General features: G+C 54.6%; 20 protein-coding genes and 2 riboswitches. Of the genes, 7 read left to right on the top strand and 13 right to left on the bottom strand.

Annotated features, from left to right (window positions below):
- The first annotated feature begins 133 nt into the window (after positions 1–133).
- Positions 134–1,246 carry a stalk domain-containing protein gene (locus M1D70_RS02305; RefSeq protein ID WP_456289017.1) on the top strand — a complete coding sequence of 371 codons (1,113 nt, stop codon included), beginning with the start codon at positions 134–136 and terminating at the stop codon, positions 1,244–1,246.
- A gap of 185 nt (positions 1,247–1,431) precedes the next feature.
- On the opposite strand, the gene comJ is transcribed toward M1D70_RS02305, so the two are convergent.
- From comJ to M1D70_RS02290, 3 genes are all read right to left on the bottom strand, one after another.
- Positions 1,432–1,917, bottom strand: a complete 486-nt coding sequence (gene comJ, locus M1D70_RS02300) for a competence protein ComJ (protein ID WP_456289016.1) — start codon at positions 1,915–1,917, stop codon at positions 1,432–1,434.
- Between the two features lie 27 nt (positions 1,918–1,944).
- Positions 1,945–2,595, bottom strand: a complete 651-nt coding sequence (locus tag M1D70_RS02295; RefSeq protein ID WP_456289015.1) for a hypothetical protein — start codon at positions 2,593–2,595, stop codon at positions 1,945–1,947.
- Between the two features lie 99 nt (positions 2,596–2,694).
- A complete protein-coding gene (locus M1D70_RS02290) occupies positions 2,695–3,294 on the bottom strand; it encodes an SMI1/KNR4 family protein (protein WP_009595862.1) in 600 nt (199 codons plus the stop codon).
- 279 nt (positions 3,295–3,573) lie between these two features.
- Between M1D70_RS02290 and M1D70_RS02285 the strand changes: the two genes are divergently transcribed.
- Positions 3,574–4,569, top strand: a complete 996-nt coding sequence (locus M1D70_RS02285; RefSeq protein ID WP_456289014.1) for an aldo/keto reductase — start codon at positions 3,574–3,576, stop codon at positions 4,567–4,569.
- Positions 4,570–4,671: 102 nt separating this feature from the next.
- Here M1D70_RS02285 and M1D70_RS02280 read toward each other — a convergent pair whose 3' ends face one another.
- On the bottom strand, positions 4,672–5,307 hold the full coding sequence (locus M1D70_RS02280) for a carbohydrate-binding family 9-like protein (protein ID WP_456289013.1): 636 nt from the start codon (positions 5,305–5,307) through the stop codon (positions 4,672–4,674).
- A 200-nt stretch (positions 5,308–5,507) separates the two neighbouring features.
- Between M1D70_RS02280 and udk the strand changes: the two genes are divergently transcribed.
- Positions 5,508–6,146 carry a uridine kinase gene (gene udk / locus M1D70_RS02275; RefSeq protein ID WP_009595891.1) on the top strand — a complete coding sequence of 213 codons (639 nt, stop codon included), beginning with the start codon at positions 5,508–5,510 and terminating at the stop codon, positions 6,144–6,146.
- A gap of 338 nt (positions 6,147–6,484) precedes the next feature.
- On the opposite strand, the gene M1D70_RS02270 is transcribed toward udk, so the two are convergent.
- The 6 genes from M1D70_RS02270 to M1D70_RS02245 form a co-directional block, all read right to left on the bottom strand.
- On the bottom strand, positions 6,485–8,806 hold the full coding sequence (locus M1D70_RS02270; RefSeq protein WP_456289012.1) for a histidine kinase: 2,322 nt from the start codon (positions 8,804–8,806) through the stop codon (positions 6,485–6,487).
- 2 nt (positions 8,807–8,808) lie between these two features.
- The gene (gene kdpC / locus M1D70_RS02265) at positions 8,809–9,435 is read right to left on the bottom strand and encodes a potassium-transporting ATPase subunit KdpC (RefSeq protein ID WP_009595870.1); all 627 of its coding nucleotides are present in this window, start codon (positions 9,433–9,435) and stop codon (positions 8,809–8,811) included.
- Positions 9,436–9,514: 79 nt separating this feature from the next.
- Positions 9,515–11,548 carry a potassium-transporting ATPase subunit KdpB gene (gene kdpB / locus M1D70_RS02260; protein ID WP_456289011.1) on the bottom strand — a complete coding sequence of 678 codons (2,034 nt, stop codon included), beginning with the start codon at positions 11,546–11,548 and terminating at the stop codon, positions 9,515–9,517.
- A 22-nt stretch (positions 11,549–11,570) separates the two neighbouring features.
- Positions 11,571–13,250, bottom strand: a complete 1,680-nt coding sequence (gene kdpA / locus M1D70_RS02255) for a potassium-transporting ATPase subunit KdpA (protein ID WP_456289010.1) — start codon at positions 13,248–13,250, stop codon at positions 11,571–11,573.
- Between the two features lie 30 nt (positions 13,251–13,280).
- Complete coding sequence (locus tag M1D70_RS02250) at positions 13,281–13,349, bottom strand: potassium-transporting ATPase subunit F (protein ID WP_353057785.1); 69 nt, start codon at positions 13,347–13,349, stop codon at positions 13,281–13,283.
- Between the two features lie 158 nt (positions 13,350–13,507).
- Positions 13,508–13,918, bottom strand: coding sequence for a hypothetical protein (locus tag M1D70_RS02245; protein WP_009595887.1), 411 nt, complete (start codon positions 13,916–13,918; stop codon positions 13,508–13,510).
- 130 nt (positions 13,919–14,048) lie between these two features.
- Positions 14,049–14,217, bottom strand: a riboswitch (cyclic di-AMP (ydaO/yuaA leader).
- A gap of 545 nt (positions 14,218–14,762) precedes the next feature.
- A riboswitch (cyclic di-AMP (ydaO/yuaA leader) is annotated at positions 14,763–14,938 on the top strand.
- A 134-nt stretch (positions 14,939–15,072) separates the two neighbouring features.
- Here M1D70_RS02245 and M1D70_RS02240 point away from each other — a divergent pair.
- The gene (locus M1D70_RS02240; RefSeq protein WP_012818647.1) at positions 15,073–15,534 is read left to right on the top strand and encodes a hypothetical protein; all 462 of its coding nucleotides are present in this window, start codon (positions 15,073–15,075) and stop codon (positions 15,532–15,534) included.
- Between the two features lie 9 nt (positions 15,535–15,543).
- Here M1D70_RS02240 and M1D70_RS02235 read toward each other — a convergent pair whose 3' ends face one another.
- Positions 15,544–16,344 (bottom strand): TetR/AcrR family transcriptional regulator, encoded by an 801-nt coding sequence (locus M1D70_RS02235; RefSeq protein WP_009595902.1) that lies wholly within the window; start codon positions 16,342–16,344, stop codon positions 15,544–15,546.
- Between the two features lie 225 nt (positions 16,345–16,569).
- Here M1D70_RS02235 and M1D70_RS02230 point away from each other — a divergent pair, with 225 nt between their 5' ends.
- Positions 16,570–17,553, top strand: coding sequence for a daunorubicin resistance protein DrrA family ABC transporter ATP-binding protein (locus M1D70_RS02230; RefSeq protein WP_009595903.1), 984 nt, complete (start codon positions 16,570–16,572; stop codon positions 17,551–17,553).
- Positions 17,550–18,392 carry an ABC transporter permease gene (locus tag M1D70_RS02225; RefSeq protein WP_009595877.1) on the top strand — a complete coding sequence of 281 codons (843 nt, stop codon included), beginning with the start codon at positions 17,550–17,552 and terminating at the stop codon, positions 18,390–18,392. The genes M1D70_RS02230 and M1D70_RS02225 overlap by 4 nt, the downstream gene beginning before the upstream one ends.
- Positions 18,393–18,512: 120 nt before the next feature.
- On the opposite strand, the gene M1D70_RS02220 is transcribed toward M1D70_RS02225, so the two are convergent.
- On the bottom strand, positions 18,513–19,433 hold the full coding sequence (locus tag M1D70_RS02220; RefSeq protein ID WP_456289009.1) for a proline dehydrogenase family protein: 921 nt from the start codon (positions 19,431–19,433) through the stop codon (positions 18,513–18,515).
- A 197-nt stretch (positions 19,434–19,630) separates the two neighbouring features.
- Here M1D70_RS02220 and pruA point away from each other — a divergent pair, with 197 nt between their 5' ends.
- A complete protein-coding gene (pruA, locus tag M1D70_RS02215) occupies positions 19,631–21,178 on the top strand; it encodes an L-glutamate gamma-semialdehyde dehydrogenase (RefSeq protein ID WP_009595873.1) in 1,548 nt (515 codons plus the stop codon).
- A gap of 66 nt (positions 21,179–21,244) precedes the next feature.
- On the opposite strand, the gene M1D70_RS02210 is transcribed toward pruA, so the two are convergent.
- Positions 21,245–22,678 carry a serine hydrolase domain-containing protein gene (locus tag M1D70_RS02210; RefSeq protein ID WP_456289008.1) on the bottom strand — a complete coding sequence of 478 codons (1,434 nt, stop codon included), beginning with the start codon at positions 22,676–22,678 and terminating at the stop codon, positions 21,245–21,247.
- Positions 22,679–22,700 lie beyond the last annotated feature (22 nt).

The following is a 22,700-nucleotide window of genomic DNA, read 5'->3' as shown; positions in this document are numbered from 1 at the left end:
CCGTTGCCCCGGATTTTTTGTTGAAACTTTATGAGTTCGTGGGAAACCGGAGGATAAGGAGACCGCTTCACTTCTCCAGAACTTCTGTCTTCTCACTTTAAAGATATCAAACCTAACCCTGGAGGTAATCACGATGAAAACAATCAAGCATACAAGCCCACTGGCCAAAACACTCGCGGCTGCCGGATTAGCGGGCGTCCTGATGATATCCGCTTCGGGGCTGCCGTCCGCTCATGTCCATGCCGAAACCAAAACTGCAGCGAGCACCGATCAGGTGAAGGCTCCGACCGCTGCCCCGCAACGGGTAACGTTCAAAACATTGCAATCTAATGAAAAATGGCTCGAAACGGATATCAAGATTCCTGTATTCCAGGGTCTGGCTGACACCAAGTACCAAGATCAGCTGAATGACATCATCGAATCCCATGCTTCCAAGGATATTGCCAAATGGGAGAAGGAGGCTTCCGAGGCTGCGGCAAATGCGGAACAGAACGGCTATACCATGCGCCCTTATCAGCTGACGATCACCTATGAGCTTACATCGGATGGCACGGACGACAGCCTGATCTCCCTCAAGGTCATCACGGAAGGCATGGGAATGAACAATGGCGATCCCCGCGTGGATACGTATAACTTCATGAACGAAGCCGAAGCCCGGCGCGTGACGCTGGAGGACCTGTTCGGGAAGAATTACAAATCGATCGTAGATACGGCGGTCAAAACCGCGATTGCCGCGGATCAGGACCATTACTTCGCGAACGAAGACGGATTCCAGGGCATTGATGCCGAACAATCCTTCTACGTCGCGGACGGAACAGCCTATATCGTATTCCAAAAATACAGCATCGCCCCAGGAGCCACGGGAACGCCGGAGTTTGCCGTGAAGCTGCCGGGTACAGCACCCGAAGAAAAGCCCGTTTTCGCTGTCTTGAAGCCAGGCGCTTACTACAAGGATAACAACGGCAAGATGATGGTTCCCGCGGCCCGCGTGCTGCGTCAGCTCCACTTCGATGTCAAGTGGAACGGCAAGAGCAAAACTGTGGAAATCTCCAAAGGTGCCATCTGGAGCGCGGTGAAGCTGAACAAGGATGCGTACGCTTTTGGCAAAATGGCTCCGCGCCCGCTAGGCGCGTCTCCTGCAATGAAAGACGGCCATGTTTATGTTCCGCTCGCTTTCCTCACGGACATTCTGCAGCTGCAGGCTCAAAGCCAACATGGCGAGATTACGGTGACAGCAGCACAATAGCTATTTTCCACGCAATCAGATCGTTTCTGCTTTCCATAAAGAGCTGGCAAAGTCGGGACAACGGCACATCAGCATGGCGGCAACAAAAGAGGCCTCTCCAACACGGAGACGGCCTCTTCTTATATCAATGATAGGGAGAATTGCCTTACGCGGCCTTCAGTACCCCGTTTTCTGCAATGTATGGGTCAACAATACCCCTCCGCCAAGGCTTCTCCAGCCCTGCCGCCCCATTCATCGTCCATCAAAAATCGGGCTTGGACATACTCTCCTTCACGCACGAAAGTCAGACGGTAATACACCTCTTCATCCTCGCAAATCTCAAAATACAAGGCATACCGCCCTGCTTGCAGCGGAAGCTCAATGACGGCGTCCGACATGACGGACAACAGCTCCAGCTTGCCGGGATCCAGAACGTCAAACGGTACGACCATTCGGCGCTGCGCGTTCGGGTCTTCCGTGAACGACTCTGTCAAGGCCAGCTTCACCCAAGCGCCGAAGGCATCGTCCGGAATCGGATCAAAGGTCAGATACCCGGGATGAATGACAGCGCCCTGCTTGATATTGATTTCCCCCCACTGGCACAGCTCCTCGTCAAAATCCCGCGAGCGGACTTGAATTTGATGGTGCGAGATGGTGAGATCCACCTCTTGGGTCATTTTTGTATGCTGCATTGTTCCGCACCTCGTTTTAAAAAATTTCTATTTAAGCTGCTCTATATGGATCGTGGCCAGCCTGCGCTCCTTATCCACCTGAACCCGCATGCTGATGCCCAGCTTCTCCTCGAACAATCGGGTGACATTCAGATACTTATCCTCCACCACACCAGACCCTCCTTGGCCGTTGGAGCGCGTCATGCCTGCGGTGATAATCTCCTTCACCATATCCCCGTCCGCTTTGGCTGCCGGGTCGTATGTAAATAGGGGCTCTTTACGGTCATTATAAAAGATGATGTCCTGCCGATATTCCTTTGCGTTCACATATTCTTTCCGGGTCTCGATATAGTCGTTCTCCAGATGGTCATACTGGACCCTCCCCGCCAAGAACGGATTGTCCTCCGAAGCCTCCACCTCGAACTGCCCATACGCCAATTGATACAGCATGTTGAGGTCCGACCCTTCCAGTCTGTAATACAGCGGGCGCAGCTCCCCCTTCTTATCGGTTGCGGCGAAGCCAGCCAGCAGCGGCCAAGCATCCACCTGTTCACCATCCACATCAACGGCGAGCTGGTATTTAGTCAAGACCACTTCATTCTGAAAAAGTCCATACGTGCGCGCAATAAAATAACCGGGTGTCAACAACACGGCCGCCACCAGGAGGATGATTCCCCAGAGGACCCGTCTGTTGTTCATGCTGTCACCTCCCCTCGCCGGTTCTTCATCCGACTCCTAACGTACCGCCTTTAGGCAAGGTTATGGGCATTAGGAGTGGTTCTATGTCTTCTGCTTCAATTAGTAGTCCACTTCTTCAATGTCGGTGCGCAGATTGCGGTTGGACGCCTGAAGCAGCTCCGTGAAGGAAGGCGCGATATAGTACACAAAATCAGGATCATGCACGTACATGATGATCTGCCCGGACGTTCCCGGCTCAGCCGGATCAAAATCCAGCATCAGATACAATGAGCCGCCCGCCATCGTGGCAAACGGATACCATGCCTTGTGGAACAGGTACGGTTTAATTTCCGGATCCAGCCGCTGTACCTCCTCTGGACCGTAGTACGCATCGAGCCGTTCGTCCCGTTCGCAGAAATATGATTTGACTTCCCTCATCTCATCCAGACTCATCAGATAGAACGGGGTGTATTCGCCATCTCCCTCGTTACCGGGATAGAGCACGTGAAATGCGTATCCGCTGCCGTCCTTCTTGCTGTAGAACGAACGGAAATCCTCCGGCAAAGCGATCCCGAACTCCTCTTCAAATTGCTTCAAGCGATCCGAGGGCGCTCCCTCCAATTGTTTATACTCGCCCAGCAGATCCCGAAGATCTTCAGCCACCTTCTCCTCCAGCAGCTGCTCCAGCTCGGTCATCAGACCATCGATGACAGCATTCATATAAGCATCCCCTCCGTTTACAGCATGTCCGCTCATTCCAAGCGGCACGCTTTCCCTTTACTAAAAAGTATATAGAACCCGCCCTAATGAAAACAACATGTCCAGCGGCATGCAAAAAAAGGGACAAAATCCCTGTTGAGATGTCCGATTTTGTTCTTTTATGAAAAAGCCCCGGGTATTTTATCTTCCGGCTGCTGCGCTTGTCATCCATACATAAAAGGCCGATAATGGAAGCAGATTTCGATCACGAAGATCACTTGGCGATGGGGAGGCTATACGATGGAATACGTCTACTTGGGAAGAACCGGACTTGAAGTATCCCGCTTCTGTCTGGGAACCATGACTTACGGAGATTGGGATTTGGATGAGAAGACCTCGCTCGGCATTATCGACAGGGTGCTGGATTCGGGGATTAATTTTATCGATACGGCAGATACCTATGGCAAGGGTACGAGCGAAGAAATTATAGGCAAAGCCCTTCAAGGACGAAGAGAACGGGTGATTGTCGCAACCAAATTCAAGGTACGGACCGCCGACGGACCGAACGGAGAAGGCGCCAGCCGTTACCGCATCATGAGACAGGTCGAGGACAGCCTGAAACGGTTGAATACGGATTACATCGACCTCTACCAAGTGCATAGACCGGATCCTCATACCCCGCTGGACGAGACGCTGCGCGCGCTCGATGATCTGGTTGCCCAAGGTAAGGTACGATATATCGGCTGCTCGAACTTTGAGGCTTGGCGTATCGTCGAATCCCTGTGGACCAGCGAAAAAATGAACCTGGAGCGCTTCGTTACCAATCAGCCTTCATACAGCATCTTCAACCGATATATCGAGCAGGAAATCCTGCCGGCTTCACAGCGCCACGGCCTGGCTACGCTGGCCTACTCCCCGCTGGACGGCGGCTGGCTGTCCGGCAAATACCGTGCCGGGCAGCCGCTGCCGGTTAATTCGCGGGGCGAGCGCATGGACATGGATGCTCCCGGCAACCGTGCCAAGCTGGACAAGGTTGAATGGCTCGCCCGGCGTGCAGCGGACAAAGGGATCACGCTGGGGCAGTTCGCGCTCGCATGGCTGCTGCAGCGCGGCATCATTCCCATCGTCGGCATCCGCAGCGAGCAGCAGCTAGCGGACAACCTGAATGCACTGAACGTGCAGCTGACCGAAGAAGACTTGAAGCTGGTGGACGAGGTGTCCCCAAGCCCATACCGGGACTTCTCCCAGGACGGCAGCTTCTGGTTCAATGAACCGCGTGCTTACCGGTTTAAGTGAGCTTGAACCGGACTCGTAAGGCATTAAGCCATCACCCAACCCAAAAAGCTATGTTCAACGTTGTACGCCCGGCATCGGTTCAATCGATTCCGGGCGTGCATGCTATGTGGCATCCACAAACTCCAGCCTTCCGAAACGCGAGGGCATATGGTAATTGACCTCTCCGGTGGGGCTCCAAGCCTGATATTCCCGGTTTCCTTGGTCGTCTTCGTCAATGCGGTAAAAGTTCACGTTCCAGCTTCGTCCCGCTTCCGGCGGATTCTGAAAGTTCTGCGCCGGAATGCGAAACTCGTAAACCAAATGTCCCTTCCCATCGTTCTCTACCGTGGTCAGAAGGCCGGTAAGGTCCCACTCGACATCGCTGTCCGTGATCGACTTTTGCCCATCGTTACGGATCCGCGCATCAAATACAACATTGTTCGGGCTCACCTCAAGCTCGATATATTCCAAGCCCTCTCCTGCTTCATCCATAAACAGCTCCACGACATCCTGCTCATACAGCGGGTCATCCCGATGCCGATACTCCGAGACGATATGGGAATCCCGGCAAACAAACTGCACGTAGAAGCATTCGGCGCTCCAGCAGGCGCGCACCTCCGTCGCTTCCTTCGCGGCAAGCCCGGTCACGGTGTCGCTCAGGGCCACAGCTTCATAGCGGCTCCAATCGACGCTTCCCCGATTCTCTCCCTGCTGAAGGTATATGGCGGGCTTGCATGGGTAAATAGCGGTATAACGCATGATCATCCCTCCGAAACATTTTCAATTGTAGTCATGATATCCTCTATGATAAGTCATACAGATTCGGTTCGCTATTCCGTGGTAAGAATAAAGAACATGAGGAAATCCCATCTTTTGTTCTATGCTCCCATAGTGAAAAGAAGCGCATGCTGTGCTACAATAATAAAATTGCAAACTCTAGGGAGGGTTATGGATTCGCCATGCTCATAATTGGTATCGCCGGCGGCACCGGATCGGGCAAAACAACGGTTGCCCGCTCTGTCATTGACCGTCTTGGTTCAGATAAAGTCACGTTTATTTCGCAGGATAACTATTACAAGGATCATAAAGAGCTCAGCTTCGAGGAACGCGAAGCGATTAACTATGATCATCCGTTCGCTTTTGACAACGAGCTGCTCGTCGAGCATCTCGGGATTTTAAAAAGCGGACAACCCGCTTTCGCACCGGTATATGATTTTACCGCCCATGCCCGCTTCACGGATCAGACCATCGAGCTGAAGCCGAACAACATCGTCATCATCGAAGGTCTGCATGTGCTGTCCGATGAGAATCTGCGCAAGCTGCTACACATTAAAGTGTTTGTGGATACCGATCCCGATGTGCGCCTGCTTCGCCGGGTCGTACGCGATATTGAGGACCGCGGCCGGACCATCCAGTCGATCCATAATCAATACCTGACAACCGTCAAGCCGATGCATGAGGCGTTCATCGAACCCTCCAAGAAATACGCCGACCTGATCATTCCCGAAGGCGGAGAGAATGAAGTCGGCATTCGCCTGCTTTCCATCTTGACCGAGAAATATTTGACCGGCGACCGCACGCTGTCGGGCGAATCATAAGACAAGCTTGTACGTCGGCCTTTAGGCATGTTGGCAGCATGAAAAAAGCCCGCGGATCTGTAATGACAGGTCAGCGGGCTTCTTGACGTGGTCCGTTCGCTTACGCGCTGGTAAGCCAGCCTGCGCGTATGCTTGCACTCTTCCGCTTCCGAGCGTGCTGCGGTCTGTGCGTTCTTGTTCTCTGGAATAAGCGTTCCCGGTGTTTTTGTTCTCCGGATTGTTGCGTTATCCGCGTTTTCTGCGATTCCTGCGTTCACTGCTTTTCCTGCACTTTCAGCATTTCCAAGTCTCTGCGTCACCGGTCCTCTCAAAATATTCAGCTCCCGGCGCTTCAGCCGTCAAACGTGCGGATCGTAATCCGCAACCACGAGCACGTCCATATGCCTTGAGGATCGCAGCAGGCTCCTGATCCATTTCCGCCTGGAAAATAGCTTCCATCCGGCCATCTGCGGCTGGCCGATAATGATTTGGGTCGCCTTAACCTCGTCTGCTGCCGCGACCAATCGGCCAGGACAGGCGCATGCCGGCCCCCTTCTTACCGGCAGCATTGTGAAGGTGCCCCCAAGACGCTCCGTTAACGTCTGAAGCGCCGTCAGGCGCTGCTCGTCGTCATGAGACAGGCTGTGATGACCTTTCAGAGGGAATGCCACATACCAGGCCGCCTTCAGCCGATGGGCGATCCGGAAGCCGCGGCGAATGAGCCGCTCCGCTTGCGGCCCCCTGGCAACCACGACGTAGATAACCTCCTCGCGCCGCCACGGCCCCCGAAGCGAGCCGCTGCGCTGCCAGGACTCCAGCCTCTCGTCCACATCATCCGCAATTTCCCTTAAGGCAAGCTCTCTTAGGGCGATCAGGTTTCCCGTCTTGAAAAAATGGCTGAGCGCCTGATGAACCTTCTCTTTCGCATAAATGTTCCCGTCCTTCATCCGCTGCCGCAGCGACTCCGGCGTCACGTCGACGAGCTGAACCTCATCGGCCGATAGCAGGATATGATCCGGTATCGTCTCGCGGACTCGAACGCCTGTAATCTGCTCGACGGCATCATTCAAGCTCTCCAGATGCTGCACGTTCACGGTCGTGATGACGGAGATGCCGGCCGACAGAATATCCAGCACATCTTCATACCGTTTCTTGCGCTTGCTTCCGGGCACGTTCGTATGCGCCAGCTCATCCACGAGGACCACGTCCGGCCTCCGGCGAATGATCTCATCGGTATCCATCTCCTCAAGGCGCGATCCGCGGTAATCCACCCTTATTCGCGGGAGGGTCTCCAGATTGCCCACCTGGGACAGCGTATCCTTCCGGCCGTGCGTCTCCAGCAGACCGACGAGAACCGTCAAGCCCTTCTTCAGCAGATCGTTGCCTTCCCGCAGCATCGCATAGGTCTTCCCTACGCCCGGGGCGGCGCCGATATATACCTTGAACCGTCCCCGCTTGACCTGCTCGATCTTCTGATCCAGCTCCTGTTCATTCAAGCGGTGAAACGATTCGGAAGAGAGCCGCTGCGGATGGAGCCGGGCCGGGATGATCCGCTCCCCGTCATGTTCCGCCCGATCCGCAACCATAAAAATATCAATTCCGCGCGTTTTCTTGAGCAGATCCTGAATAATCGACCCCTGCCAAAGCTCTTGCACGCGCGTCTGCTTCGAATGGCCGAGCACAATGCGCGTAACGTGGTGCTCCAGCGCATACTGAACCAGCATGTCAGCGAGCTTCCTCCGGGAACGGAGGGGCAGCTCCTCCATTTTGGCGCCTATCCGCACCGCGAGCTTCATCATGGAGCGCTTGAAGGCGGCCTGTTCTTTGGTAAGCTCTACTCCCGGCTTCACAAACGTGACGGCCAACAGCTCGCCGTTTAATCGCTTCGCGATCTGCTGCCCGCGCCGCATATAGATGGACCCATTCCAATGGTATTGGGTCGACACCAGTATTCGCTCATCGGCTCCCGATGGGCCGATGAGCCCCTGTTCCTTGCGGTACCGCTCCAGTGAATGGCTGACGCCTTCGGCAACGAGGCGGAGCGTCAACTCCCGAAGTACGGCTAGATTGCCCTGTTTCCATATGCTCCCGCCTCCAAGCAGGCCGCCTTGTGCCCGTTCCAGCATCGTTTCGGGCGTTACGTCAATAAGCACCACCTCGTCGGCGCTCTCCAGCGTATCAGCCGGTACGGTATGGCTGGTTTGAATGCCCGTCAGCTTGGAGGCAATGCCCTGCACGTCCTCCAGCTCATACACATTAACCGTCGTGATGACGCTGATTCCCCGGCTTAACAGGAATCGGATGTCACCCAGCCGTGTGGCATGCCGCGCTCCCTTCCGATTGCCATGGGCAAGCCCATCGACAAGCACCACCTCCGGGTTGCGCTGCATCAGCAGATCCAGATCAAGATCTTTCTTCTCCACGCCGTCCTCCATCCAATGAATGCTGGGCACCCGCTCCAGATCCCGGACCTGCTCCACCGTTTCCGGGCGCTGCATCGTGGATACCGCACATATGACGACATCGATGCCTTGCAGCCTCAAGGTCTGCCCTTCGCGAAGCATATGATAGGTTTTTCCCGATCCGCTCACGGCCCCGATATATACCTTGAGCCGTCCTTGATGGAGCTTGGAAATCGACCTTAAGAGCTCCTCCGGCGATTTTCTCCGAAAGGGATCCATGATCAGTTAAGAAGCTCTTGGAGACCCAGATTCAGCTTCAACACATTCACGCGAGGTTCACCGAATACGCCCAAATCCCGTCCCTCCGTATATTCCTTTACCAGCTGATCAAGCTCTGCTTCCGCAATTCCGGTCAGCTTGCTGATCCGCGGAATCTGAATGCTCGCAGCCTGCGGCGAAATGTGAGGATCCAATCCGGAGCCGGAATTCGTTACCAGATCGATCGGCACCTCACTCACCGGAACATCCGGGTTGTTCTTCGCCCATGCTTCAATCGAGGCCTTCGTTCGTTCAACTAAATCCGGATTGGAAGGGGCATAGTTATTGCTGCCTGAGCCGGCCCCGTTGTATTCAATGCTGGACACCCTGCCGTGAAAATATTGCGGCTCCGCAAAGTCCTGGCCGATCAATTCCGATCCGACCACCTTTCCGCCCCGATCCGTGACCAAACTGCCGCCGGCTTGCTTCGGCATGAGCAGCTGCGCCGCTCCCGTCGTGACCAGCGGATAAAGAATTCCGCATAACACGATAAATACAAGACTCGTTCTCAGGGCCATGCCCAGCGAGACACGGGCCGCGCCCACCCCGGCGCGAGGCGCCGGCGATGATTTCTGCAATGGCTTATTCATGGTTCATCGATCCCTTCTTCTATATCTTCCTTAAATAGCAGACCGGGATATCTCGATAGGCCAGCTGCGATGCTTCCGCCTAAATCCAGAGATGCACGATCATATCAATCAGCTTAATCCCGATGAACGGCACGATCACGCCGCCTAATCCGTAGACCAACACATTGCGCTGCAGCAGCTTCGACGAGCTCATCGGCTTATAGGCCACACCCTTCATCGCAAGCGGAATCAGCAGCGGAATGATGATGGCATTAAAGATCAGCGCCGACAGAATCGCCGACATGGGAGAACCCAGTCCCATGACATTGAGAACGTTCATGCTTGGAATAGCAGCCGCGAACATCGCCGGAATGATCGCAAAATATTTGGCGACATCGTTCGCGACGCTGAAGGTGGTCAGCGCGCCGCGCGTCATCAGCAGCTGTTTGCCGATAGAGACCACCTCGATAATCTTCGACGGATCCGAATCCAGATCCACCATATTGGCCGCTTCCTTGGCTGCGGTGGTGCCGCTGTTCATCGCCAGCCCCACATCGGCCTGGGCCAGCGCCGGGGCATCGTTCGTCCCGTCCCCGGTCATCGCCACCAGCTTGCCTTCGGCTTGTTCTCGGCGGATGACGGCAATCTTGTCTTCGGGCTTGCTCTCCGCAATGAAATCATCGACGCCCGCTTCACGGGCAATCGTCGCTGCGGTGAGCGCGTTGTCGCCCGTGCACATGATCGTCTTGATGCCCATCCGGCGCAGCTGGTCAAACCGTTCCTTCATGCCCGGCTTCACGGTATCCTTCAGGTAGATCAAACCATAGATGCGGTTATCCACGGCGACAGCAAGCGGGGTTCCTCCCTCTGTGGCGATGGCGTCGCTATTTGGCGTCAAATCCGAAGGGAGGGGGCCTCCTTGCGACTGCACCCACGCCTTGACGGCATCCACCGCGCCCTTCCGGACTTTCCGGCCATCCCTCAGGTCCATGCCGCTCATCCGAGTTTCCGCCTTAAATTCGATGAATTCCGCCCCATCCGCCATGCTCTCATCCACTGCGAAACCTTCCTTCCTCAGCAGCTCCAACACCGACCGTCCTTCCGGCGTCTCATCCTGCAGCGAGCTCACCGCGGCCCACCGGGACACCGATGCCTGCGACTCGCCGCCGACGGGAATCAATCGGCTGGCCATCCGGTTACCAAACGTAATGGTACCCGTCTTATCCAGAATCATCGTGTTGATGTCACCGGCGGCCTCAACCGCTTTGCCGGACATCGCCAGCACGTTGAACTGCGTTACCCGATCCATGCCGGCAATCCCGATCGCCGACAGCAGCCCCCCGATCGTGGTCGGGATCAGACATACCAGCAGCGAGATCAGCACCGGAACGGTCAACTCGATGCCAAGATACTTCGCGATCGGTGCCAGCGTCACAACCACGATCAGGAAGATCAGCGTTAAGACGATCAACAGCGTATTCAGCGCAATTTCGTTTGGCGTTTTCTGCCGGGAGGCCCCTTCGACCAACGAGATCATCCGGTCGATAAACGATTCCCCCGGATCGCTCGTAATCCGGATGCGGATCGTATCGCTGACAACCCGGGTGCCCCCCGTGACTGAGCTGAAATCTCCTCCGGCTTCTTTAATGACGGGGGCGGACTCCCCGGTAATCGCCGATTCGTCAACGGATGCAAGGCCCGCAATCACTTCCCCGTCCCCGGGAATCATCTCGCCCTGCGCGACAATCACGATATCCCCTTTGCGCAGATCCGTGGACGGCACGGATTGTACCCCGCCGTTCTCCATCACTTTGCGGGCCGTCATTTCCTGCTTCGACTGCTTAAGGGAATCGGCCTGCGCCTTGCCGCGCCCTTCGGCAAGCGCCTCTGCGAAGTTAGCGAACAGCAGCGTAAACAGCAGGATGACGAATACGGTCAGGTTAAATCTGCTACTGCCCTCGGTACCGAAATAGGACGGAAATATCGTCATAAGCAGCACGACCAGAGTCCCGGCTTCCACGACAAACATGACCGGATTTCTCATCATCAGGACGGGATTCAGCTTCGTGAAGCTGTCCTTCAGCGCCTGACGGACCATCTCTTGGGACATCGCTCTTTTTCTCGTATTATTCATGGTAATAGGCCACCTTTTCTATTTAACGAATCGTCAGATGCTCGGCAATCGGTCCCAGCACCAGCACAGGCAGGAAGGTCAAGGCACCGATGATCAGGACCACCGCGATGAGAATGCCGGCAAAGAGCTTATTATCTGTCCGGAACGTCCCGAGCGTCTCGGGAACCCACTGCTTCCGCATTAGCGAGCCGCCAACCGCCAGCAGGGCGATCATCGAAATGTAGCGCCCGATCAGCATGACCAGTCCAGTGCTGATGTTCCAGAACGGCGTGTTATCCGCAAGGCCCTCAAACCCGGAGCCGTTATTGGCCGCGGATGACGTGTATTCGTAAAGCACCTGCGAGATGCCGTGAAAGCCCGAATGGGCAATGCCCGCCTGTCCCGCATCCGTCATGAGCGCGAGCGCCGTAGGAGCAAGGATAATCAATGGGTGTACCAGAATGACAACCGCAACCAGCTTCATTTCCCGGGCCTCGATTTTTCTGCCGAGAAATTCGGGGGTACGGCCAACCATAAGACCGGCCAGGAACACCGCCAGGATCGCGTACATGAGCATATTCATCAGCCCGACGCCTTTTCCGCCAAAAACGGAATTCAGCATCATCAGGGACAGCGGCGTAATCCCGCCGAGCGGCGTGAGCGTATCATGCATGTTGTTGACCGACCCGGTCGTGGCTGCGGTTGTCACCGTCGTAAACAGGGAGGATTGGGCGATCCCGAACCGGAACTCTTTGCCCTCCATGCTGCCTTGCGAGGCGTCGATGCCCAGCTGGTTTAATGCCGGGTTGCCGTTGGTTTCGGCAGCGTAGTTCAGGGACAGGAAGCCGATAAACAAGGTCATCATTACCGAGAAAATAATCCAGCCCTGCTTGCGGCTCTTCCCGAACAAACCAAATGTGTAAGGAAGCGCCGCCCCGAGGCACCACATGGATAGAATCTCGATCACATTGGTCAGCGGGGACGGGTTCTCGAACGGATGCGACGAGTTGGCCCCCATAAACCCGCCCCCATTGGTGCCAAGATGCTTGATCGATTCGAGCGCGGCCACCGGACCCACCGCTATTTGCTGCTCGCTACCTTCCAGCGTCGTGACGCTGAGCGTAGGCTTCAGTGTCTGCGGCACCTGCAGCGCCACCAGCGCCATCGCAATGATGAAGGCAGCCGGAATGAATACCCGGGTATGCGCCTTAACGAAGTCCTCAAAAAAGTTGCCGACGGTCATGCCCTTGCTGGTCACCGCCCGGATAAAAGCAATCGCCACGCACAGCCCGGTCGCCGCGGACGTGAACATCATCATCGTAATGACGGCCATCTGGGCCAGATAAGACAATCCCGACTCGCCGCTGTAATGCTGAAGATTCGTATTGGTCATGAAGCTGATAATGGTGTTGAACGACAAGGTCGGTTCCATATGGCCGATGCCGTTCGGGTTCAGCGGCAGCACCTTCTGCAGCCGCAGAATCAAGTAGCCCGCCGCAACCAGCACGATATTCGTCAACACAAAGCTGACGGCATATCCTTTCCATGTCATCCCCTTGCGTTCTTTTAAGCCGATCAGAGCAAAGATCGGTTTCTCCGCCCAGGAGAACCATCTGTCCGTTCCATTGCTTTCATTGCGAAACACCTGATATAGATAAGTTCCCAGCGGCTTGACCAGCAGCACCAGAACGAGTATAACGATGGCAATTTGTAAAATGCCCATGACGAATGCCTTCCTCCTTCAGCCGATTCCCTAGAATTTTTCAGGGTGAATCAGCGCATAAATCAAATAGAGAAAAATAAAAATCGTGAATATCAACATGATCATCACGGCTGATCAGCCTCCGGTTCCGAAACCACGCGCCCGCACCAGGACATAAACAGCATGAGCAGTCCGTAGGTTCCTCCCAAAATGAGTACCATAACTAAATCCTGCATGAATGTAACCTCCCCTAACTCTTGTGGCGTCAGTCCAAACGCTTAGCTCATAACGGCTGCCATCAGAAAGGACACCTGATGATGATTCGTATGAAGCACCACATCGGCACCCAGCCCTTTGTATATCAAGCGCGGATTGCCGGAATGGGTGATCACATAAATCGACTCCGCGGTCCATGTCCGGCAGATCCGTAAATAGCGGCAGCACAGATTCAAGCTGCTTTCGAACAGAAACACCTTGCTGACGGGAAACTCGGGAATGATCCAGGTCTGCTCGTCTCTTGTATCAATCAAAATGATGGGTTTGCAGCCCAGTTCTCGCAGCCTCAGCTGCTCAGCCCGGTTGTTGGCTATGGCCGCAAACGGAACACGTTTGTGCATCAGCTGGCGGACGAATTCCTCCCCGGCCTTGTTCGGCGCGGATACCAGGATGTATTCCTGTGGTTTCTCCATCTTCGTTTCTCCTCCTAAGGTCAGAAAGAGAAGGCAACAACAAAGAAGCCTGCGGAAAGAGAAGAACTCTTCCCGCAGGCTTCTTAACAGGACACGGTGAAATACACCGTAGCCCAAGTCCACGACAATCGTTGCCTCTCTCGATACGCTTACGAGGTTAGCTGACGGATTCGGGCGTGAGAGTCGCCCTACCCATAGACCGTTATCTTGTCTATAGGATTCACCCCAGAGAGATCAGATTTATCTCCCGACTGGTTCCCCCGTTCCTTTTCCATTCAAGGACTCAGCGAAAATTGAATACGAGTAGCAGTAATTTTATTGCGATTTGACTTGTCGTCCGACTGGGCATAACAGCAGCGACAGGAGGTTTACGCGGTGAGAGTCGCCTCTACCTTCAAATCTCAGCAAGGCCCATGGTACCTTCTCCTAAGATTCGATCCATAATGAACCCGGCGCAGCTCTCACACTGCCTTTAGATCTTTATGGAACGACTGTCCGTAAGCCTTGGTCGTTGATGACCGTCAACTCATAGTTCGTATCATACGACCGGCCCTGCAGGATGTAAATGTGAGCAAAAACACATCTGGCGTTGTGTCGAACAGGAACCAAGCAGTATTTCGTTTTTATCTTCCGAATACTGCTCTATACTATGTATTTCTCTTGTTTTCTCGTATTTATCGCAATCCAACGAGATACCGAGATTTTGCCACGATAATAGATGACAGGATGGTTTGTACGCGTTTTCTTTTGCCGTTTTCATCTATTTTCAGAGTGTACGCGTCACAAACGGTCATTTACTTTTGCGTTCGTCCGGCGTATGATTCAGTGCATCTATTTAAGAAACACATGTTATTCGCTGAGCTCCCGACAGACCGGGAGACGGGGGAACCAAAATCGCCAAATTTTCGATTGGTGAATGGGGTGAATCCGCTGCGCCAAGGATCGAAAGGGCCCAGTGGTAGGGTGCTCTCAGCCCGAATCCGTCAGCTAACCTCGTAGGAGCGTTTTGAGAGAGAATACCGTCCAAGCTTTGGCATAGCGGCCGCCGGAATTGGGCCTCTAACCATAAATAGGCCTGGAGAGCGGGGTATCTCTGCTCACCAGGCCTATTTGCCGTGCATATAACATGTTTATAAAGGAGCGTAGATCATATCATGACGAAACTCATCGAGGCAGCACTTACACCCGTCATCGAAACCGCAGTGCCTGCATTAGGTGAAGAGACTATCCGCCATATGGAGATATTTCGTTTCGACCGGGGTTCGGCTGAACGTTTTATCCCCTGGAGCGATCACAGCAGGAACTGCGGCTTGTTCAAAATCAGCTGTAAAAACGCATCCGGGTATGCCGAATATGCGCTGCCCAGCACGAGAGAGTTTGCGGATCTGGTTCGCTGGGCATCCGTATTCTCAAGGCTGAGAGGCATGCACGTGATGGAAGCCATTCGCTATGTCCAAAAGCAGCAATGGGGATCCGTACGGATGCTGTTGGCGGTATCGGCCCTCGCCGATCTAGAGGCCAATCAGCATCAGCACATTAGCCGGAAGCGGTTAGGCAGTCTGCCGCTGGAGCGTTCCTTCCTGATGGATTGCTCGGAGGCGTATTATCATTTCTAGGGACAGCAGCTACAGAGAGCTACTGTCCCCGTTTCCCTTGGATTGGGCAGTTTTCCCGTTCTCAATTAATACTCCGGTTCCTTCGATGATCCGCTCCAACCCAAAAGCATAAGCATGCTCCGGATTGTATGCATTCTGGTGTGCCTGACCGGCAGCTTCTCCAACGCGGGATGCAACCGGAAACCTCTCCCACTCCACAATTCTTGCCAGAGCCGGCGAATAGCTAAGCCACCATTCATCGTCGTCCATTCCCGTGTTGATTTGCGTAGAGACCATGCTGTTTCTCAATCTGGCGCAGCTCTCCACATGCATAAGTATGAGTGATAAGGTAGAGTCCATCTCGATATCGGTCAAGCCGATACCCTCCATAGCACGTAGCTCCAGCTCGTACTTCAGAATCAAGTTAGGGCCTAGAACCGGTCTCCTGCCGGTTAAATCCACGATCCACGGGTGTCTCATGCAAAGATCCCAATTCGTCTTCGCGATAAAACGGACCGCTTCGCGCCAATCTCCCTTACAGTCCGATAAAATATTCTCTGAGGCGTATAGGTCAGCGTTCGCCGTATCCAGCATCAACTCCAGCAGCTCGGATTTCCCGGGAACATAGGTATACAAGGACATAGCCCCTACGCCTAGCCGCTCTGCCACTTTGCGCATCGACAACTGCTCGATGCCGTCAACATCCGCGATTTCCATCCCTGCCAACACGATTTTCCGAATCGTCAGCCCCGTGCGTCCCGGAACCGACTGAGGGCCCCACAGAAGATTCAAGCCTCGAGCAGGATCATTTCCTCGTTTGTTAACGCTCATATCCGCATTGACTCCTATCCGAAATTAATATATCGACATTTTAACATACAACGCCTTACGTAATGAAACATCCCGAATTTATACATGGGCTTCCAAATCAAGGATTGACAAAGCGCACACACAAATCGTACACTGTACGGTATGATGTACGAGATGGTGTTGGCATGCCAATGATATCTCATCTCTGCCACTCTCACTCGAGTTTCATTGAAGGAGGACTAAGCCATGGTATCAGGTGAGCTTGCGATAGCAGCCCATCATTTAACCAAGCATTACGGAGGCTTGAAGGAAGGACCCGGACTGAACGGACTCACCCTAGGAGTTCCGAAGGGAACGATTTACGGACTACTCGGCCCTAACGGGGCCGGTAAAACGACAGCCGTCAAAGTCTTCACGACGCTGCTCCAGCCCGACAGCGGGAGTGCGGCCGTTGCCGGATTTGATGTAAAAACCCAGGGTCACAGGGTACGTGAAAAGATCGGCTTGGTTGGTCAGTATGCCGCCATCGATGAACTTCTTACGGGAAGGAGGAATCTAGAAATGTTCGGACGTTTAAGCCGATTAACCTCAAGGCAAGCTCGATCGCGCGCAGAAGAATTGTTGAACCAATTTGAGCTTACCGATGCCGGAAATATGCAGGTCGCTAAATACTCCGGCGGCATGCGGCGGCGCCTTGATCTGGCTGCAAGCTTAATCGTGTCGCCGGAGGTTCTTTTTGTCGACGAGCCGACGACTGGCCTCGATCCCCTAGCCAGGCAGGAGGTATGGAAATCCATTCGATCTTTGAGAGATGCGGGGTCCACCGTGCTGCTGACAACCCAATATCTAGAGGAGGCCGATCAACTCGCCGACAGCATATCCATACTTAAATCCGGACGCATCATCGCCGAGGGAACGTCGGATGAACTGAAATCCTCCTTCGGCGGGGATCGGCTGGAAGTCGTCCTATACAATAGCCATGACTTCAACAACGCCATCCCCATGCTCCAGCAGATAGCCGGGCCGTCCATTATGATTGACGAAACCGGGAACCGGTTAAGCGTGCCGGTGACGGACCGCACAGGATCGCTGGTTAGAGCTGCTGCCGCCTTTTCCGATGCCGGAATTGAACCTAAAGATATTGTCCTGCGGAGGCCGACGCTCGATGAAGTATTCATCCACTTTACGGGCAGGCCAGAAGTCTTGCAGACACAGGAGGTGGCAGAATGATTCCCAATCCACAAGATATCGAACCTGCTGCAGTCTCCCACTCACTTGGAACGAGATTCCGTTATACGATCAGTGATGTATGGGTCCTTGCTCAACGCGAACTCTTGCACTGGCGGGGACAACCAGGCGTTATCATCATCAACTGGTTATTTCCCGTTTTGATGGTTCTCATGTTCGGTCTGCTCTTCGGTGGAGCGATCGTCGTCCCTGATGGGGGAGCATATTTTGAATTCCTGATGCCCGGCATGTATGCCATGACGATGCTCTTCGGGGTAGAAAGCACCGTAATGGCGGTCACCTCAGATGCTTCAAAAGGGGTAACAGACCGTTTTCGTTCGATGCCCATGAACGCTTCCGCCGTTGTAATCGGACGTTGTGCTGCTGATATGCTGAACTCTGTTATCGGGCTGGCGGTGCTCATCGCATCCGGTCTCCTGCTGGGCTGGCGTTGGCATGACGGCTTGGGCAATGCCTTATTAGCGGTATTGCTACTACTGCTTCTCCGGTTTGCGTTGCTTTGGGTCGGCATTTACATTGGCCTGATAGCCAAAAGCCCTCACATCGTATCCGCCGTACAATTGTTGGTCTGGCCAGTGGGATTTCTGTCGAACGTCTTCGTTGATCCTTCTACGATGCCGGCTTGGCTAGGGGCAATCGCCGAGTGGAATCCGTTATCGGCAACGTCTTCATCAGCCAGGGAACTGTTCTTAAATCCGGGTTGGCAAGGAAACTCGTGGATGTCAGAGCATTCGGTCATGCTGTCGATCGTATGGCCTATCGCGCTAATTGCGATATTCCTTCCAATGTCGGTTCGACGTTATCGACAGCTCAGCCGTTAATACACGAATGGCAGACTTCAAGGCAGTCTGATGCTGTTTTTTTGAAACCATAAAGAACCCCGTCAAAAAGCCACTTATTTCATCAGGCGGTTTTGACGGGGTTCTTTAATCGGATCGCGCTCACTTGAACATATTCTTAAGCACCATCATCAGGTTGGCCGGCTTCTCCGCCAGCCGCCGGGTGAAATACGGATACCACATCGTTCCGTAGGGCATATAACACCGGATACGGTAGCCGTCCTGCGCAAGCGCTGCTTGATCGTTCATCCGCAGTCCGTACAGCATCTGAAATTCATAGTCCTGTTTGTCGATGCGACTCTGTTCGGCAAATACCTTCACCCAGTCGATGATGTTGTCATCATGCGAGGCAATCGCGACGTAGGAACCTTGGTCGAAATGCATTTTAATCAATTTCTTGTAGTTGTCAATGACCTCCCGCTTCTGCTGAAAGGCGATGGTCCCCGGTTCTTTGTACGCCCCCTTCACCAGCCGCAGATTAACGCCGGCCCTGAGCAGGTTCTTCACGTCCTCCTCCGTACGGAACAAGTAGGCCTGCATCACGGTCCCCACATTCGTCAGCCCCTCCTTATGGAGGCGGAGCGTCATATCGATGGTCGCCTGGGTATACGGCGAATCCTCCATGTCCAGGCGAACGAAGTTCCGGTACTCTTTTGCCTTTCTTACCACTGACCTGATGTTTTCGTAAGCCTTCTCGGGGTCCAGGGCCATGCCCATCTGTGTCGGTTTCAAGGATACGTTCGATTGCACTTCGCGCTTCGCAATCCCTTCCACCAGCTTCAAATATTCCTCTCGGTACCCGGCCGCTTCGTCCAGCGTCGTAATGCCCTCCCCCAAATGATCCAGCGTAACGAGAATGCCCTTCGCGTTCAGCCTCTCGATTTCGTCCAGCGCCTCATCCAAGGTATCGCCGGCAATGAATCGGCCAGCCAATTTCCGGCCGTACTTGATCGACAGCCATTTCACGAGTTTATTGCCGGACACCGTCAGGATCACTTTACGGTACAGCTCGGTTCCGTCCATGCGCGCGCCCCCTTTGCAAGGTAAACCAAAATGCACTCTATCTAACTCATATGCAAAAATCATGACGGCATGCAGGAAGACATACATATTTAAATAGAGGTTTTCACCAGGAGATGCTAACCATGCCACCATGACGATCCGCAGCTGGACCATCGGCCTGAAGCTTCGATTCATATCATGTTAAGGAGGGGCCTCCCATGCGAGCACCTTTTCGGAACGAACCATTTATGGACTTCAACAACGAGTGGAACAACAGGTTATACGATGCGGCGTTATCCGGGGTCGAAGCCGAGCTTGGCCAATCGTACCCCTTGGTTATCGGCGGTGCCAAAATCCATACGGAACGTACCGCAAAATCGGTCAATCCGTCGCGCAAACGCCAGGTTATCGGCGTGGTGTCCCAAGCGGATACCGAGCTTGCCGAGCAAGCCATTCAGACGGCGGCGCGTACCTTCGAGACGTGGAAGCACACCGAGCCGAATGAGCGGGCACGCTACCTGTTCAAGGCCGCGGCGATCATGCGGCGGCGCAAGCTCGAGTTCTCCGCGCTGATGACCCTCGAAGCCGGCAAGACGCGTGCCGAAGCGGACGCGGATACGGCCGAAGCGATTGATTTCATGGAGTTCTATGCCCGCGAAATGCAGCGCCTGAGCGCGCCCCAGCCGCTGACGGTCCACGAGGAGGAAGAGAATCATCTCGATTACATCCCGCTTGGCGTCGGCATCGTCATTCCGCCGTGGAACTTCCCGCTCGCGATTATGGCCGGCATGACCACGGCGGCCATCGTCTCCGGCAACACCGTTGTGCTGAAGCCGGCGAGCACCACCCCGGTCATAGCCGCCAAATTCGTGCAGCTTCTGGAAGAAGTCAGCCTGCCTCCGGGTGTCGTTAACTTCCTGCCTGGTCCGGGTCAGGAAGTGGGCGATTATTTGGTGGATCACCCTTTGACCAGGTTTGTCAGCTTTACGGGATCCCGCGACGTTGGACTGCGAATTCAAGAGCGTGCGGCCAAAACGCAGCCGGGGCAGCGATGGATCAAGCGCGTCATCGCCGAAATGGGCGGGAAAGACGCCATCATCGTGGACAACGAAGCCGATTTGGACCTTGCTGCGGATGCGATTACCGCTTCGGCCTTCGGCTTCTCCGGCCAGAAATGCTCCGCCTGCTCCAGAGCCATCGTGCATGAGGACGTCTATGATACCGTGCTGCAGAAGGTCATCGAGCGCTCCAAGAAGCTGGTGATCGGAAGCCCCTCCCATGCCGAGGCTCAGGTGGGACCCGTCATCGACGATAAGGCGTACCGTAAAATTCTCGACTATATCGAAATCGGTAAAAGCGAGGGCAAGCTGGTACTCGGCGGATTTCCGGGCGATCCGGAGGGGTATTTCATTCAGCCTACGATTTTTGCGGACGTGGACAGCACTGCCCGTATTTCCCAGGAGGAAATCTTCGGCCCAGTGGTGGCCTTCACGAAGGCAGCCTCCTTCGACGAAGCGATTCAATTCGCCAATAATACCGATTATGGGCTGACCGGCGCGGTGATCTCGAACAACCGCGCGCATCTGGAGCAGGCACGGCGCGATTTCCATGTCGGCAACCTGTATTTGAACCGGAAATGCACCGGCGCCTTGGTGGGCACCCACCCGTTCGGCGGCTTCAATATGTCCGGCACGGATTCCAAAGCCGGCGGCCGCGACTACCTGCTCTTGTTCACGCAGCCGAAGGTGGTGTCGGAACGGTTCTGAATACGGCATGCCAAAAAAACCTCTCCATGATCATGGAGAGGTTTTTGATACCTTGTTTTATCGGCATTATGCCCTGGCTTTGCCCTTAATCTCCCGGACTACCTTGCCTTCAAACGATTGGTTCATCCAGTAGGCAAGATGAATGCCTTCCTCGCTGAAGGTGCATTCCGTCGTTAAGTAGAACGGCGTCTCGGTCAGCCTGACGATCAGCTGCAGCGTCCGGTCATCCTTCCAGGTCATGGAGGCAGCATACTCGTTATCCGCCATCATGATCAGCTTCGTGGTTCCCGACTTCCACTCGCTCCGGCCAAGGGCAATCGAGTTGACGCCATGTTCCCCCGTAAGCTCCATCACCCCGCCATCCTCTTCAAACCGGATGGAGAACGAATGAAGCTTCTCCTCGTTCTCTTCGAGATCATAGACGATCCCGGATACGTCCTTCTCAATCGGAGATAACGCCTCCTCGCTTGGCGGATCCAGCTTAAGCGCTTGCAGCGTTCCGGCAAGGGAGGCTTCCGCATCGGCATCGGCCGGCAGCGGATCTGCTCCCATCGCCGGCAGCAGATGCTCCCATACCTCATTCAGCACGGCCTGCATATCTCCAAGGCCGGAAGTAATCGCCAGGACTGCATCCTGCTCCGGGAACACGATGCAGAATTGTCCGAACGCGCCGTCGCCGCGGTATGCTCCATGGCGGCACATCCAGAATTGATAGCCGTATCCTTCGGTCCAGTCCGAAGTGGAATCCGCAGGTCCGTTGGATATCTGCTTGGAGGTCGCTTCTTCAATCCAAGCCTCCGGAATCAAGCGCTGGCCATCCCATTCTCCCTTCTGAAGATAGAGCTGGCCAAACTTGGCGATGTCCTCGGTCTTCAGCTTAAGACCCCAGCCGCCGGTGTTGATTCCCTGCGGGCAGCTTTCCCATGCAGCCCCCTGAATGCCGAGCGGTTCGAACAGACGGGGCTGCAAATAATCCAGCAGCGTAATGCCGGTGACCTTCTGCAGAATGGCCGAGAGCATGTACGTCGCTGCGCTGTTATATACAAAGTGGGTTCCAGGTTCATGCTCGACTGCTTGCTTGAAGAAATCATCCACCCAAGTATCGGACTGGATGGGAGGCTCCTGGGCATGTCCCGTTCCCATAATCAGCAAATCGCGTATCGTCATCGCGGACAGATTCGGGGACGGATCCTTCGGCGTATTTTCGGGGAAAAAGCCGATCACCCGATCCTCCAGCGTAATCCGGCCCTCCTGGACCAGGAGTCCAATCGCGGTGGAGGTAAAGCTCTTGCTTAGCGAGAACAGCATATGCGGTTTGTCCGCGTCGTACGGCTTCCACCAGCCCTCCGCGACGGAATGCCCGTGCCGAACCAGCATGAAGCTGTGGAGCTCAAGCTCCTTCTCCTGAATCGAGCCGATAAAACGTTTGATGGACTGAGATGAGATTCCTTGGTTTTCGGGGGTACTTCTTGGCAATAATCGAACCGTGTTCGTGTTCATCCTATTCCGCCTCTCCCTGTAT

The organism is Paenibacillus sp. AK002 (assembly GCF_053903045.1).
The sequence above is the reverse complement of the archived record's forward strand: the minus strand, read 5'-3'. Positions and strand labels throughout refer to the sequence as shown.